General features: G+C 71.6%; 11 protein-coding genes. 7 read left to right on the top strand and 4 right to left on the bottom strand.

Annotated elements, in window-relative coordinates:
• Positions 1-538, top strand: a 538-nt coding sequence (locus EHS43_RS19860) for a PfkB family carbohydrate kinase (protein ID WP_260470620.1), incomplete at its 5' end; no start/stop codon positions are given.
• A gap of 33 nt (positions 539-571) precedes the next feature.
• Here EHS43_RS19860 and EHS43_RS19855 read toward each other — a convergent pair.
• Positions 572-2,065: a M1 family metallopeptidase gene (locus EHS43_RS19855; RefSeq protein ID WP_185806314.1), complete on the bottom strand. Its 1,494-nt coding sequence runs from the start codon at positions 2,063-2,065 to the stop codon at positions 572-574.
• 161 nt (positions 2,066-2,226) lie between these two features.
• On the opposite strand from EHS43_RS19855, the gene EHS43_RS19850 reads away from it, so the two are divergent.
• The 5 genes from EHS43_RS19850 to abc-f all read left to right on the top strand — a co-directional run bounded on the left by EHS43_RS19850 (position 2,227) and on the right by abc-f (position 10,153).
• Positions 2,227-4,194, top strand: a complete 1,968-nt coding sequence (locus tag EHS43_RS19850; RefSeq protein WP_125192111.1) for a Xaa-Pro dipeptidyl-peptidase — start codon at positions 2,227-2,229, stop codon at positions 4,192-4,194.
• Positions 4,191-5,429, top strand: a complete 1,239-nt coding sequence (locus EHS43_RS19845) for a M14 family metallocarboxypeptidase (RefSeq protein ID WP_125192110.1) — start codon at positions 4,191-4,193, stop codon at positions 5,427-5,429. The genes EHS43_RS19850 and EHS43_RS19845 overlap by 4 nt, the downstream gene beginning before the upstream one ends.
• An 88-nt stretch (positions 5,430-5,517) precedes the next feature.
• Positions 5,518-7,218, top strand: a complete 1,701-nt coding sequence (locus EHS43_RS19840; RefSeq protein ID WP_125192109.1) for a BCCT family transporter — start codon at positions 5,518-5,520, stop codon at positions 7,216-7,218.
• 213 nt (positions 7,219-7,431) lie between these two features.
• Positions 7,432-8,460 (top strand): oxidoreductase, encoded by a 1,029-nt coding sequence (locus EHS43_RS19835; RefSeq protein WP_125192108.1) that lies wholly within the window; start codon positions 7,432-7,434, stop codon positions 8,458-8,460.
• Between the two features lie 49 nt (positions 8,461-8,509).
• Positions 8,510-10,153 (top strand): ribosomal protection-like ABC-F family protein, encoded by a 1,644-nt coding sequence (gene abc-f, locus EHS43_RS19830; protein WP_125192107.1) that lies wholly within the window; start codon positions 8,510-8,512, stop codon positions 10,151-10,153.
• 57 nt (positions 10,154-10,210) lie between these two features.
• Here the strand turns inward: abc-f and EHS43_RS19825 are convergent, their stop codons facing one another.
• The 3 genes from EHS43_RS19825 to EHS43_RS19820 all read right to left on the bottom strand — a co-directional run bounded on the left by EHS43_RS19825 (position 10,211) and on the right by EHS43_RS19820 (position 13,759).
• Complete coding sequence (locus EHS43_RS19825) at positions 10,211-12,574, bottom strand: Tex family protein (protein ID WP_125192106.1); 2,364 nt, start codon at positions 12,572-12,574, stop codon at positions 10,211-10,213.
• Between the two features lie 94 nt (positions 12,575-12,668).
• Positions 12,669-12,800: an LPFR motif small protein gene (locus tag EHS43_RS47870; protein ID WP_252100555.1), complete on the bottom strand. Its 132-nt coding sequence runs from the start codon at positions 12,798-12,800 to the stop codon at positions 12,669-12,671.
• A gap of 89 nt (positions 12,801-12,889) precedes the next feature.
• Positions 12,890-13,759 (bottom strand): hypothetical protein, encoded by an 870-nt coding sequence (locus EHS43_RS19820; RefSeq protein WP_185806313.1) that lies wholly within the window; start codon positions 13,757-13,759, stop codon positions 12,890-12,892.
• Between the two features lie 113 nt (positions 13,760-13,872).
• Between EHS43_RS19820 and EHS43_RS19815 the strand changes: the two genes are divergently transcribed.
• Positions 13,873-14,832 (top strand): GlxA family transcriptional regulator, encoded by a 960-nt coding sequence (locus EHS43_RS19815; RefSeq protein WP_125192104.1) that lies wholly within the window; start codon positions 13,873-13,875, stop codon positions 14,830-14,832.
• Positions 14,833-14,954 lie beyond the last annotated feature (122 nt).

Genomic DNA, 14,954 nt, shown 5'->3' with positions numbered 1-14,954 from the left:
AGCCACCCGCCATGTCCACGTCTCGATCACCCACCCGTGCGCCCACGCCCTCCCGCTCCTCCGGGAGACCGGCGTCACCCTCTCCACCGACCTCCACGACTGGGACGGCCACAACCCGTACCACGAGGCGTTCGCGCTCGCGGCCGACGTGGTCTTCCTGTCCGCGGCCGCCCTCACCGACCCCGAGGGCACCCTGCGCGACATCGCCGCCCGCGGCCGCGCCGAGGTGGTCGTCGCCACCGCCGGCGCCGAGGGCGCGTACCTCCTCGCCGACGACGAGCTGACCCACGTCCCGCCGGTCGCGCCCCCCGGCCCCGTGATCGACTCCAACGGCGCCGGGGACGCCTTCGCCGCGGCCTTCCTCTACGGCCGCCTGACCGGCCGGCCCCCGCACCGGTGCGCCCTGTACGGCGCGGTGGCCGGCGCCCACGCCTGCACCGTGCCGTCGACCGAGACCGACGAGATCACCGAGGACGCACTCCTCACCCGCGTGGCCGCCCTCCTCAAGGAGGAGGAGCAGGGCGCCCGGACGGGGTGAGAGTTCCGCCGTCCGAGCCGGCCGCCGCATCCCCTAGTCGGCGTGGACCCCGTTCGTCGCCGCGATCCTCTTCCACGACCTCGGCTGCACGGACGCCTCCGCGGTCCGCGCGATCGCCGCACCCCGCGCGGCGGGCGCCCCCGGCTTCGACGGCTGGAACAGCCACGTGTCGAACAGCGCGGCGAGCGGCTGCCCCGAGACCTCCTCGGCGTACCGCTGGAAGTCGGCGACCGACGCGTTGCCGTAGGCGTACTTCTGCGGCCAGCCCTTCAGCACCGCGAAGAACGCCTCGTCGCCGATCTCGTTCCGCAGGGCCTGCAGGGCCAGCGCGCCCCGGTCGTAGACGGCGATGTCGAACTGGTTCTCCGGCCCGGGGTCACCCGGCCGGACCGTCCAGAACGGGTCCTCGGCCGGATGCGAGGCGTACACGTAGTCGGCGAGTTCCTGCGCGGTCCCCTCGCCCTCGTGCTCGGACCACAGCCACTGCGCGTACCGCGCGAAGCCCTCGTTGATCCAGATGTCCTTCCAGCCGTGCACGGAGACCAGGTCGCCGTACCACTGGTGGGCCAACTCGTGCACGACGACCGAGGCGTTGGAGCCGTTCGCGAACTGGCGCGGGCTGTAGAAGGGCCGCGTCTGGGTCTCCAGGGCGTACCCGGTGTTCGTGTTCGGCACATAGCCGCCGAGCGCGTCGAAGGGATACGGCCCGAAATAGCCGCTCAGCCAGTCGGCGATCTCCCCCGTCCGCTCCACGCTGGCCCGCGCGGCACCGTAGTTGGCGCCGAGGTCCTTGCTGTAGGCGTTGACGATCGGAATGCCGCCGTCGGTCGTCCCGGTCGTGAGGTCGAACCTCCCGACGGCCAGGGTCGCGAGATACGTGGCCTGCGGCTTGTCGGAGCGCCAGTTGAAGCGGGTCCAGCCCAGGCGCGAACTCGTGGACTGGAGCGTGCCGTTGGAGATCGCCTGGCTGCCGTCCGGCACCAGCACCGACACGTCGTAGGTGGCCTTGTCGAGCGGGTGGTCGTTGCTCGGGAACCACCACCAGGCCGCCTCGGGCTCGTTGGCCCCGACCCCGCCGTCGGGAGTGCGGTGCCAGCTCGTGAAGCCGTACGCCTGCTTCGACGACGGGACCCCGCGGTAGCGGACCACCACCGTGAGGGAAGTGCCCTCGGCCAGCGGAGACTTCGGCGTGATCACCAGCTCGTGCTCGCCGGACGTGGTGAACGACGCCTTCGCGCCGTTGACCCGCACCTCGCTCACGTCGAGCAGAAAGTCCAGGTCGAAGCGGGACAGATCCTGTGTGGTGCGCGCCAGGAGGGTGGCGGTGCCCTCCAGTTCGTCCGTGGCCGGCTGGTACTTCAGCCGCAGGTCGTAGTGGGAGACGTCGTATCCGCCGTTGCCGTAGGCCGGGTAGTAGGGGTCGCCGATACCCGGAGCGCCGGGGGAGAGGCCCGCCGCCGACGCCGGGATCGCCAGCATCAGGGAGGCCGCCGCGAGTGCGCCCGGTGCGATGAGTCTGCGGTGCACGAGAACTCCAAGTCGTGGGGGTCCGAAGTCTGTTCGCAGCCTATTCACCATCTGTGAGCTGGATGTGTCCACGGCCACCCCTGTCACACGATCGCCATTCGGCCGTCACGGACTCAAGGGGCCCTCTTTTGTGCGGGAGTTGACCGCAGTACCGTCCGCGCATGTCGATACGCACGCGCTTCACGACCTGGAGACCGCTCGCGACCGCCGCCGCGGCCACCGCCGCCCTGCTGGCGACCTTCCTCGCACCCGCGACCGCACAGGCCGCAGGCCCCAGGGAGAGCCAACCCGTCTACTCGTACGAGAACGCCGTCCGCGAGGCCGTCTGGGTGGACACCCGGCTCGACGGCGACGGGGACGGGAGGACCGACCGCGTGGCCGTCGACATCGTCCGGCCCCGCGAGGCCGCCCAGAAGGGCCGCAAGGTCCCGGTCATCATGGACGCCAGCCCGTACTACTCCTGCTGCGGCCGCGGCAACGAGAGCCAGCTGAAGACGTACGACGCGAACGGCGACATCGTGCGGATGCCGCTGTTCTACGACAACTACTTCGTGCCCCGCGGCTACGCCGTCGTCGGCGTCGACCTCGCCGGCACCAACCGCTCCGACGGCTGCGTGGACGTCGGCGGCCGCTCCGACATCCAGTCCGCCAAGGCGGTCGTCGACTGGCTCAACGGCCGGGCCACCGCCTACACGACCCGCACGGGCACGGTGCGGACCAAGGCCGGCTGGACCAACGGCAGAACCGGCATGATCGGCAAGAGCTGGGACGGCACCATCGCCAACGGCGTCGCCGCCACCGGTGTCAAGGGCCTGCGGACCATCGTCCCGATCAGCGCCATCTCCACCTGGTACGACTACTACTTCGCCAAGGGCGCCCCGCTCTACGACTCCGGCCCCGACTGGCTCTCGAACTACGTCGACAGCCCCGACGCCCGCGCCAGGTGCGCCGCCGTCCAGCACAAGCTCGTCGACCAGGCACCCCGCACCGGCGACCTGACCCCCCTGTGGACCGAGCGCGACTACGTGAAGGACGCGAGGAAGGTCAGGGCGAGCGTCTTCCTCGTCCACGGCATGCAGGACCTCAACGTCCGCCTCCAGCACGTCGGCCCGTGGTGGGACGCCCTCGCGAAGAACGGCGTCGAGCGCAAGATCTGGCTCTCCCAGACCGGCCACGTCGACCCCTTCGACTTCCGGCGCGCGGAATGGGTCGACACCCTGCACCGCTGGTTCGACCACGAACTCCTCGGCTACGACAACGGCATCGACCGCGAGCCCATGGCCGACATCGAACGCCACCCCGACCAGTGGGTCACCTCCACGTCCTGGCCCCCGCGCGGTACGTCGGCAGTCACACTGCGCCCCGCGAAGGGCTCCCGGCCGGGCGTGGGCACCCTCGGCCTGACCAGGGCCAAGGGCACCGAGACCGTCACCGACGACCCGGCCCTCAGCGAGACCGACTGGGCCGCCCGCATCGACACCTCCACCCCCGACAAGGCGGGCTTCACCACCGGCACCCTCAGCAGGGACCTCCGCCTGTCCGGCTCCTCGAAGGTGACCGTCACCGCGACGCCGACCACCTCGACGGCCCATCTCTCCGCGGTCCTCGTGGACCTCGGCCCCGACACCATCCGCGACTACGCGGCCTCGGGCGAGGGCATCACCACGCTCACCGACCGCACCTGCTGGGGCGCGAGCACCGCCGGTGACAGCGCCTGCTTCAAGCAGACGCAGGCCAGGACCACGGCCGTGGACCACACGGTGGTCAGCCGCGGCTGGGCCGACCTGGGCACGTCCGTCGACCCCGGCAAGGGTGTCCCGCTCACCCCGGGCAAGGCCTACACCATCACGCTGGACCTGGGCGCCACGGACCACGTCGTCCCTGCGGGCCACCGTCTCGCCCTGATCGTCGCGGGCACCGACAAGGACCTCATCGACCCGCCGTCCACCCGGCCCACCCTCACCATCGACCTGGCCCGCACCTCGGCCCGCGTCCCGCTGGTCGGCGGCTCCGCCGCCTTCGCGCACGCGACGAAGGGCGCCAGGACGGCCGTACCCCACGAGGCGCGTGCCCTCGACGGGGTCCGGGCTCCGCACACCGCGCACCGCGTCCCGGGGGAGGGACGATGATCCGAGCGCTCACCGCGAGCGTGGCGGCGCTCGCCGCGTCCCTGATCGCGGCACCGGCCGAGGCCGGCGAGGCCCCGCCCCGCACCGGCTTCGAGAGGACGGCGGGCGCCCGCTGGACGAGCGAGTCCGAGGAACAGGACTTCCTCACCCGGGTCGACCGGGCGAGCGACCGGGTCCTTCTCGGTCGCATCGGTACGACGGAACAGGGCCGCCCCCTCCAACTCGTCCAGGTCGGCGCCCGCCACGCCCCGAACAAGGTCCTCCTCGTGTGCAGCCAGCACGGCGACGAGCCCTCCGGGCGCGAGGCCTGCCTCAGCAAGGTGCGCGACCTGGCGTACGCCAAGGACGCCCGCACCCGGCGCTTCCTCGACCGGACCACCGTGCTCGTCGTGCCCACCGCCAACCCGGACGGCCGGGCCGCCGACACCCGCGGCAACAGCGACGGCGTCGACATCAACCGCGACCACCTCGCCCTGGCCACCGCCGAGGCCCGCGCCATGGCGAAGGTCGTCCGGGACCGGCAGCCCGACGTGATCTACGACCTGCACGAGTACTCCGCCACACCGCGGTACTACGACAAGGACCTCTTCGACCTCTGGCCGCGCAACCTCAACACCGACGAGGCCGTCCACGACGAGGCCGAGACGCTGTCCCGGGCGTACGTACGACCGGCCGCCGAGGAAGCCGGGTACACCACCGGGACGTACGGCATCTGGACCGACCCGGTCACCGGCGACCCGGTCAGGCAGGTCGCCGGGGACGGCCAGGAACGCATCCTGCGCAACATGTCCGGCGTCAAGCACGCGATCGGCCTGCTGATCGAGAGCAGGGTCGAGCCGCTCGCGGACCCGGACCCGGCGAGCAACAACCGCCGTCGGGTGCACTCCCAACTGGCCGCCCTGAAGGGCCTGTTCGGGTTCACCGAGAAGCGCCGCGACCGGATCGAGAAAGCCACCGCCGAGGCCCGCCACCAGCCCTCGACCGGCCCCGTCTTCCTCGGCGGCGCCGACAACGACCCGCCCGAGCCCGCCGAGGTGATCCAGGACCCGCCCTGCGGCTACCGGCTCACCGAGGCCCAGTACGCGCAGGTGCGGGACGAACTCGCCCTGCACGGAGTGCGGACCGAGGGCACCTGGGTCCCGCTGCGCCAGCCCCTGCGCGCCCTCGTCCCGCTGCTGCTCGACGCCCGCGCGCCGTACCACCTGACGGCCGGGGAGCCCGACACCGGCTGCTGAATCGGTCGAGATCTGCGGTACCTGTGGTAGGTCCTGGGGAAATGTGTGAAAACCGGCGTACCCACCGCCCCAGGGGAAGGTGCCGCAGATGACCGAAGACCTGAAGAAGAGAGGTGGCCGGGAACGCTCCCTGAGCATTCTCGGCCACGAGACGGACCGGGTGGTGTTCGGCGTCACCGCCGTCATCACCCTGGCCTTCGTGATCTGGGGCTGGGCGGCGACGGACTCCCTGGAGAACGTCTCCACCACCCTGCTCACCGGGCTGATCCACAACGGCGGCTGGGCCTTCATGCTGGCCGCCTCGTGCTTCGTGGTGTTCGCCCTGTGGCTCGCCATGAGCCGCTACGGCCGCATCCACCTGGGCGCCGAGGGCGAGGAGCCCGAGTTCCGGACGGTGTCCTGGGTCGCGATGATGTTCAGCGCCGGCATGGGCATCGGCCTGATGTTCTACGGCGTCAGCGAGCCGCTCTCGCACTACACGACCCCGCCCCCGGGCACCAGCCCCGCCAACTCCGGTGAACGCATGGAGACGGCGATGGCCACCACCCTCTTCCACTGGACGCTGCACCCCTGGGCGATCTACGCGGTGGTCGGACTCGGCATCGCCTACAGCACCTTCCGCAAGCGCCGACGCCAGACCATCAGCGCCGTCTTCACCCCGCTCATCGGGGAGAAGCACGCCAACGGCACCGTCGGCCGGGTGATCGACGTCCTCGCCATCATCGCCACGGTCTTCGGCTCCGCGGCCTCCCTCGGCCTCGGCGCCCTCCAGATCGGCTCCGGTTTCCAGGAGCTCGACTGGATGGACGACGTCAGCACCGGCCTGCTCGTCACGATCATCGCCGTGCTGACCCTGGCCTTCGTGCTCTCGGCCGTCTCCGGCATCGAGCGGGGCATCCAGTGGCTGTCCAACACCAACATGGTGCTCGCCGTGATCCTCGCCGTGTTCGTGTTCGTCGCGGGCCCCACGATCATCGTGCTCGACCTGCTGCCCACCTCGCTCTTCTCCTACTTCGGCGACCTGCCCCAGCTCGCCGGACGCACCGAGGCCAGCGGCGGCAAGGGTGTGGCGGACTGGCTCGGCAGCTGGACCGTCTTCTACTGGGCCTGGTGGATCTCCTGGACGCCCTTCGTCGGCATGTTCATCGCCCGCATCAGCCGCGGCCGCACCATCCGGCAGTTCGTCGGCGGCGTCATCCTCGTGCCCAGCACCGTCAGCCTCGTCTGGTTCGCGATCTTCGGCGGTACGGCCATGAAGCTGAAGGAGGGCGGCGCGCTCGGCGGCGAGGACACCCCCGAGGGCCAACTCTTCGGCGTGCTCCAGGAGTTCCCCATGGCCACCGTGACCAGCCTGCTCGTGATGATCCTGGTCGGCATCTTCTTCGTGTCGGGCGCCGACGCCGCGTCCATCGTGATGGGCACGCTCTCCCAGAAGGGCGCCCTCGAACCCGGCCGGTTCGTCGTCGTGTTCTGGGGCGTGGTCACCGGAGCCGTCGCCGCCATCATGCTGCTCGTCGGCAGCGGCCAGGGCGACGCGCTCACCGGACTGCAGAACCTCACGATCCTGGCCGCCGCGCCCTTCGTCCTCGTGATGATCGGCATGTGCGTGGCCCTCATGCGCGACCTGCGCCGGGACCCGCTCATCGTGCGCGGCGAGATGGGCTCCGAGGCCGTCGAACTCGCCGTGATCGAGGGCCACCGCAAGTACGACGGCGACTTCGGCATCCAGATCGGCCCGGGCCCCGGCACCGAGACGGAGGGCGACCCACTGGGCCACGACCACAGCTGAGCACGCGCCACGCCGGGAGGAGGCGAGCCCGTCCGCCTCCTCCGGGCCCCGGTCACACCCTCTCCGACCGGTCCCCCTTCGAGCACGCGTACGCCGCGGACGTCAAACCGCACCGCCAACTCCCCGCGCGCGTCGGGCGATTGCGCCACCCCACGGCAGCGGAAATGACGCAGACCGTGCTCAGACCGGCCCAAAGCCGGGAATACTCACCCCATGTCCGCCGCATACGCGACTTTCGGCCTGGCACCGGCGATGCGTGCCGGTGGAGTCCTCGCCAACGGAGACTTCCAGGTGCACCGGGACTTCGTGGACTTCATCGTCGACGGCCGCCCGCTCCTCTTCCAGCTCTCCGACCTCGACGCCGTCTCCCCCCTCGCCTCCGACGTCCCACCCGCGATCTTCACCGCCCAGGTCCGCAGCCTCCTGGGCGAGACGGACGCCCCGCTTCCGAGCGGTCGCCACGTCATCTACGGCTGCCCCGAGTGCGAGGACCTCGCCTGCGGTGCCGTCACCGCCGCCATCGAGCGGGACGGCGAGGACGTCATCTGGCGCGACTTCGCCTGGCAGACCGAACAGTCCGTGGACCTGCGGCTGAACGGCTACCACGGCATCGGGCCGTTCCGGTTCCGGGGCGCCGAGTACCGCGCGGCGCTCACCTCCCTGCTCCAGGACGCAGGCGAGACGGAGGGCGGGCGCCGCCGCGTCCTGCTCATCGGCGCCCGCGTCGCCGTCCTCGCCAAGCTCGCCGCCGCGCTGCGCGCCATCGGCATCGGCGCCGACATCACCCGTGAGGTGGCAGCCGTGCACGCCGACGAACTGCGCGGCTACGGCGCCGTCGCCTTCGGCCGCGCGGTCACCGAGGAGGAACGCGCCGCCGTACGCCACTCCTTCGCACGCGCGGGCGTGGACGTGGCCTACGTCGACGGGCTCGCCCCGATCGTCCCGCTCCTCGTGGCCCAGATAGAACACGCCCTGGACCGCAGGCCGGTCGCACAGCGCCGGCTGATCCGCCTGGTCGCCGCCGACGGCGAGGCCGGCGTCGAGGTCACCTCGCCGTGCCGGGTGCGCCTGACGGCGTACCGCCTCGACCGGCTGTACCGCACCCACGCCCACGAGGTCTTCGACGGCGTCCTGGAGGCAGGCAGGCACCGGATCGCCCTGGACGCGAAGGCGGTCAGGGGGGAGTCGTTCGTGGTGGCGCGGACCTCGGGAAGCGTGCTGGTGGAGGCGATGGCCCGCTGAGAAACGCGGGAGCGTCCGGTCCCGGGCGGCCATTAGGATCGACGGTCTGATGACTGCCACCCTCGTCGCCAAGAACCTCGCCGCCGGCCACGGCGACCGTTCCCTGTTCAGCGGGCTCGACCTCGTGGTCGCGCCCGGAGATGTGATCGGCCTGGTCGGGGCCAACGGCGCGGGCAAGTCCACGCTGCTCAGGATGCTCGCGGGCCTGCTCGCACCGGAGGAGGGGGAACTCCGGCTCTCCCCGCCGACGGCCACCGTCGGGCACCTGCCGCAGGAGCCCGAGCGGCGCCCCGCCGAGACCGTGCGCGACTTCCTCGCCCGCCGCACCGGAGTCGCCGAGGCCCAGCGGGTGATGGACGAGGCGACCCAGGCCCTGGTCGACGAGGCCCCCGGCGCCGACGACGCGTACGCCACCAGTCTGGAGCGCTGGCTGGACCTCGGCGGCGCCGACCTCGACGAACGCGCCGAGGAGGTCGCCGACTCCCTCGGCCTCGCGGTCGACCTGGACCAGCCGATGACCTCCCTGTCCGGCGGCCAGGCGGCCCGGGCCGGCCTCGCCTCCCTCCTGCTCTCCCGCTACGACGTCTTCCTCCTCGACGAGCCCACCAACGACCTCGACCTGGACGGCCTGGAGCGCCTGGAGCGGTTCGTGAAGGGCCTGCGGGCCGGCACGGTGGTGGTCAGCCACGACCGCGAGTTCCTCACCCGCACGGTCACCAAGGTCCTCGAACTCGACCTGGCCCAGCAGCAGATCACCCTCTACGGCGGCGGCTACGAGGCCTACCTGGAGGAGCGCGAGGTCGCCCGCAGGCACGCCCGGGACGACTACGAGGAGTACGCCGACAAGCGCGCCGCCCTCCAGGACCGGGCGCAGATGCAGCGCTCCTGGATGGACAAGGGCGTCAAGAACGCCCGCCGCAAGGCGAGCAACGACAACGACAAGATCGGCCGTAAGTTCCGCAGCGAGGCCAGCGAGAAGCAGGCCGCGAAGGCCCGCCAGACCCAGCGCATGATCGAACGCCTCGACGTCGTCGACGAGCCGCGCAAGGAGTGGGAACTGCGCATGGAGATCGCCTCGGCCCCCCGCTCGGGCGCGGTCGTGGCGACACTACGGGACGCCGAAGTGCGCCAGGGCGACTTCGTCCTCGGCCCGGTGTCCCTCCAGATCGACTGGGCGGACCGGGTGGCGGTCACGGGAGCCAACGGCGCCGGAAAGTCCACCCTGCTCGGCGCCCTGCTGGGCCGCGTCCCGCTCACCTCCGGCCAGGCATCCCTCGGCTCCGGCGTCCTGATCGGCGAGGTCGACCAGGCCCGCAAGCTGTTCCACGGCGAGGAGTCCCTGCTGGACGCCTTCTGCGCGGCGGTCCCCGACACGGAACCGGTCGAGGTCCGCACCCTGCTGGCCAAGTTCGGCCTGAAGTCTGATCACGTCACCCGCTCGGCGGCGACGCTGTCACCGGGAGAGCGGACGCGGGCGGCGCTGGCCCTTCTCCAGGGCAGGGGCGTCAACCTCCTGGTCCTGGACGAGCCGACGAACCACCTGGACCTCCCGGCGATCGAACAGCTGGAGTCAGCGCTGGACGCCTACGAGGGCACCCTGCTCCTGGTCACCCACGACCGCAGAATGCTGGACGCGGTGAGGGTGAACCGCCGCCTGGAGCTCTCATCGGGCAAGGTGACGGAAACCCGTTAGGGGCGCGGGGAACTGCGCGACCAGCCACGACGAGCCCGCAGTTCCCCACGACCTGTACTAGCGCCTGCCGTTCTTCGGATCGAGCAGCCCCGCCTTGCGCAGGGCGTCAGCCATCGCGCTGTTGCCCGGAGCAGGCGCCTGCTGACGAGGTTGCTGCCGCTGCTGAGGCGGACGTCCGCCCCGCTGCTGAGGTCGCCGCTCCCCACCGGAGGTCCTGGCCGCCGCCTCGTCGTCCAGCCGCAGCGTCAACGAGATCCGCTTGCGCGGGATGTCGACCTCGAGCACCTTCACCTTGACGATGTCCCCGGGCTTCACCACGTCCCGCGGATCCTTGACGTACGTCTTCGACAGCGCGGAGACATGCGCCAGCCCGTCCTGGTGGACGCCGACGTCGATGAAGGCCCCGAACGCCGCCACGTTCGTCACGACCCCCTCCAGCACCATCCCGGCGACCAGGTCGGAGATCTTCTCCACGCCCTCCTTGAAGGTGGCCGTCTTGAAGGCCGGCCGAGGGTCGCGCCCGGGCTTCTCCAGCTCCTTGAGGATGTCGGTCACGGTGGGCAGACCGAAGGTCTCGTCGACGAAGTCCTGCGGCCTCAGCGACCGCAGCACGCCGGTGTTCCCGATGAGGGACGCGACCTCCTGCCCCGCGGTCTTCACCATCCGGCGGACCACCGGGTACGCCTCGGGGTGGACGCTGGAGGAGTCCAGCGGGTCGTCGCCGCCGCGGATCCGCAGGAAGCCCGCGCACTGCTCGTAGGCCTTGGGGCCCAGCCGGGCCACCTTCTTCAGCTCGGTGCGGGACGTGAAGGGGCCGTTCGCGTCCCGGTGCGACACGATGTTCTCGGCCAGGCCCGACGTGATCCCGGAGACCCGGGCCAGCAGCGGGGCGGACGCCGTGTTCACGTCGACCCCCACGCCGTTCACACAGTCCTCCACCACCGCGTCCAGCGAACGCGACAGCTTCACCTCGGACAGGTCGTGCTGGTACTGCCCGACGCCGATCGACTTCGGGTCGATCTTCACCAGCTCGGCCAGCGGGTCCTGGAGCCGGCGCGCGATGGAGACCGCGCCGCGCAGCGACACGTCCATGTCCGGCAGCTCCTGCGAGGCGAACGCCGAGGCCGAGTACACCGAGGCGCCCGCCTCGGACACCATCACCTTGGTGAGCTTCAGCTCCGGGTGCCTGGTGATCAGTTCCCCGGCGAGCTTGTCGGTCTCGCGGGACGCCGTGCCGTTGCCGATCGCGATGAGTTCGACCGCGTGCTCCTTGGCCAGCCGGGCCAGCTTCGCGATCGCCTCGTCCCACCGGTTGGCCGGGACGTGCGGGTGGATGACGTCGGTGGCGACCACCTTGCCGGTCGCGTCGACCACGGCGACCTTCACGCCCGTACGGAAGCCGGGGTCCAGGCCGAGCGTCGCGCGCGTGCCGGCCGGGGCGGCGAGCAGCAGGTCGCGGAGGTTGGCCGCGAACACGTTGACCGCCTCGTCCTCGGCGGCCGTCCGCAGACGCAGCCTGAGGTCGATGCCGAGGTGCACGAGGATGCGGGTCCGCCAGGCCCAGCGGACGGTGTCCTTCAGCCACTTGTCGCCGGGACGGCCCCGGTCGGCGATGCCGAAACGGTGGGCCACGATGCCCTCGTAGGACGAGGGTCCCTCGGTGGGCTCCTCCGGCTCCAGGACGAGGTCGAGGACCTCCTCCTTCTCGCCGCGCAGCATGGCCAGGATCCGGTGCGAGGGCAGGTTGGTGAAGGGCTCGGCGAAGTCGAAGTAGTCGGCGAACTTGGCGCCCGCCTCCTCCTTGCCCTCCCGCACCTTCGCGGCCAGCCGCCCGCGCACCCACATGCGCTCGCGGAGCTCGCCGATCAGGTCGGCGTCCTCCGAGAAGCGCTCGGTGAGGATCGCGCGGGCGCCGTCCAGTGCGGCCTGCGCGTCGGGTACGCCCTTGTCGGTGTCGACGAACGCGGCGGCCGCGGCGAGCGGCGCGACACCCGGGTCCCCGAGCAGGCCCTCGGCGAGCGGCTCCAGGCCGGCCTCGCGGGCGATCTGCGCCTTGGTGCGGCGCTTCGGCTTGAAGGGCAGATAAATGTCCTCCAGACGCGCCTTGGTCTCGGCGCCCATGATCCGCGCCTGCAGCTCCTCGGTCAGCTTGCCCTGCTCGCGCACCGAGTCGAGGATCGCGGTCCGCCGCTCCTCCAGCTCCCGCAGATAGCGCAACCGCTCCTCGAGCGTGCGCAGCTGCGCGTCGTCGAGCATCTCGGTCGCTTCCTTGCGGTAGCGGGCGATGAAGGGAACCGTGGAACCGCCGTCGAGCAGTTCCACGGCAGCCTTCACCTGCCGCTCCCGTACGCCGAGTTCCTCGGCGATCCTGCCTTCGATCGACCCTGCGCTGGTGGACCCGCTGGACCCGGGTGTCGTCACGATCCCGTACCGCCTTCTCACTGAGGTTGCGCGGCAATTGTGGCAGGCGGCACCGACAGTCGGGGATCAGGGCGCGGTCATCGGGGCGTGGTCCTCAGGCCCTGCGGCTCCGCGTGGAACCGGACGCACCGCCGAAGAGCCGGGCCAATGCCCGGAAGGGCAGCGTCACCACGGTGGCGATGGCGCCACCGATCTGGCGCAGGACGTCTGCGATCGCGCGGAACATGTGAATCCCCTTTCCTCTCCCGGCCACGACGACCGGGAGAGGAACGGGTACCTCCCAAGCGGCCCGGCAATCTTCGTGATGCCGGGAGATCAGCCCTTGCCGATCAGGTCCGCGGGGAAGGCGCCCGCCGCCAGGGCGGCCCGAGCGAATCCGCCCGCCAGTTCCGTGAGCCGTCCGACGCCCTCGGCCCCGAGGTGTTCGTACGGGGCCCGGTCGAGCCGGTCCGTCTCCGCCTCGATCTCCTCCCGCAGGGCGGCGCCCCGCTCGGTCAGTTCACCCTCACTGTCCAGCAGGCCGCGCCCGCGCAGCCGTCCGACGGCCGCGTCCCACTCCTGACGGCTCCACCCGCGCGTGGTGAACACCCAGGACGGCGTCATGCCCCGGCCCGTCGCGGTGTGGGTCACCAGCGCCTCCAGGCCGTCCAGCTCCGCCGACATGAGTGCGGCCAGGTGTCCGTCGCCCCGGTGCTCGCGCAGCAGCGTCGCGGCGTGCCAGAACGCCAGATGCGGCTCCTCGGGCACCGGCAGGTCGGCGTGCGCCGAGTACAGCGGGCGGGCGGCGCGCGAACAGCCCTGAGCGGCCCGCAGCGCGAGCCGCGCGGCCTCGGCCATCCCGTCCGACGTCACGGCGTCCTCGCCGAGCAGGCGGCGCAGGGTCGTGTCGACGGCACGCGTGCGTGCGGCGAGGACCTGTTCGGGCGTGGCGGTCCGCCATACGGCGGGCACGTGCTCGGCCACCAGGTCGTGCTTGTAGTTGTAGAACGCGGCCGTCACCGCCCCCGGGCCGACCGGCCCCAGCGCGGCGGCCCGCACCGCGAAGTTGACGGCCCTCGGGTGCGTCACGCCGATCGCGGCCAGCTCCTTGCCCAGGTCGGGGGAGAAGTAGTGCGTGGCGTGCAGGGAGTTCAGCTGGTTCTGACAGCGTCGGCCGGCGCGCGGTTCCAGGGCGGCAGTAGTCATGTCGTGCAGGTTACCGACCGCTTGGTATCCCCTCTACGGGCAGGCCCCGCATGGCAGGAAAGGTGGGGAACTCGTCATTGCGGCCCTCGGGCCCCGGCCCAAGAATCGGGGACATGGCCCAGCGAACCGTTCTCTTCGTCCTCTTCGACGGCGTGCAGAGCCTCGACGTCACCGGCCCCCTGGAGGTCTTCACCGGGGCCGAGCAGCACACCCCGGGCACCTACCGCATCCGTACGGCCTCGCTGGACGGCGCTCCCGTGCGCACCTCCAGCGGCCTGACCGTCGTACCGGACGAAGCCCTCGCACGGGCCGGCGCCCCGCACACCCTCCTCGTGCCCGGCGGCCAGGGCACCCGGCACCCCGACGCGCTCCTCACCGCGTGGCTGCGCGAGCACGGCCCCCGGGCCGCACGCCTGGTCTCGGTGTGCACCGGCGCCATCCGGCTCGCCGAGGCGGGGCTCCTGGACGGCCGCCGGGTCACCACGCACTGGGCGTACTGCGACAAGCTCGCCCGCGACCACCCGGCCGTCGAGGTGGACCCCGACCCGATCTATGTGCGCGACGGACCGGTGTCGACGTCCGCCGGCGTCACCTCGGGCATCGACCTCGCGCTCGCCCTGGTCGAGGAGGACCTGGGCCGCGACGCCGCCCTCGCCATCGCCCGCCACCTGGTCGTCTTCCTGCGCAGGCCCGGCAACCAGGCCCAGTTCAGCGCCCAGCTCGCCGCCCAGACCGCGCAGCGTGAGCCGTTGCGCGAGGTCCAGCTGTGGATCACCGAGCATCCGGCCGACGACCTGAGCGTCGAGGCCCTCGCCTCGCGGGCCCGCCTCTCGCCCCGTCACTTCGCCCGTGCCTTCCAGGCCGAGACCGGCATGACACCGGGCCGGTACGTCGACCGGGTCCGGCTCGAACACGCCCGCCGCCTCCTGGAGGACACCTCCGACGGCGTCGAGGAGATCTCCCGCGCCAGCGGCTACGGCACCCCGGAGGCCATGCGCCGCGCCTTCGTCAAAGCCCTCGGCACGGCTCCCTCCGAGTACCGCCGCCGCTTCCACCCGACTCCGGCCCGCTGAAAGACATCTCACGTGCCTAAGAAGTCAAGCCGCTACGGCCAGATCCGCCGAGGAGGAGGTGAAGGCATGCTGTTCGTCGAAGTGCTGCCGGGTCTGCAGGCAGTGGTAGAGCTGGCCGATCA

Origin of the sequence: Streptomyces sp. RP5T, assembly GCF_003933965.1 — a bacterium.
Lineage (GTDB): Bacteria > Actinomycetota > Actinomycetes > Streptomycetales > Streptomycetaceae > Streptomyces.
This window is presented reverse-complemented; position numbering and strand designations above follow the sequence as displayed.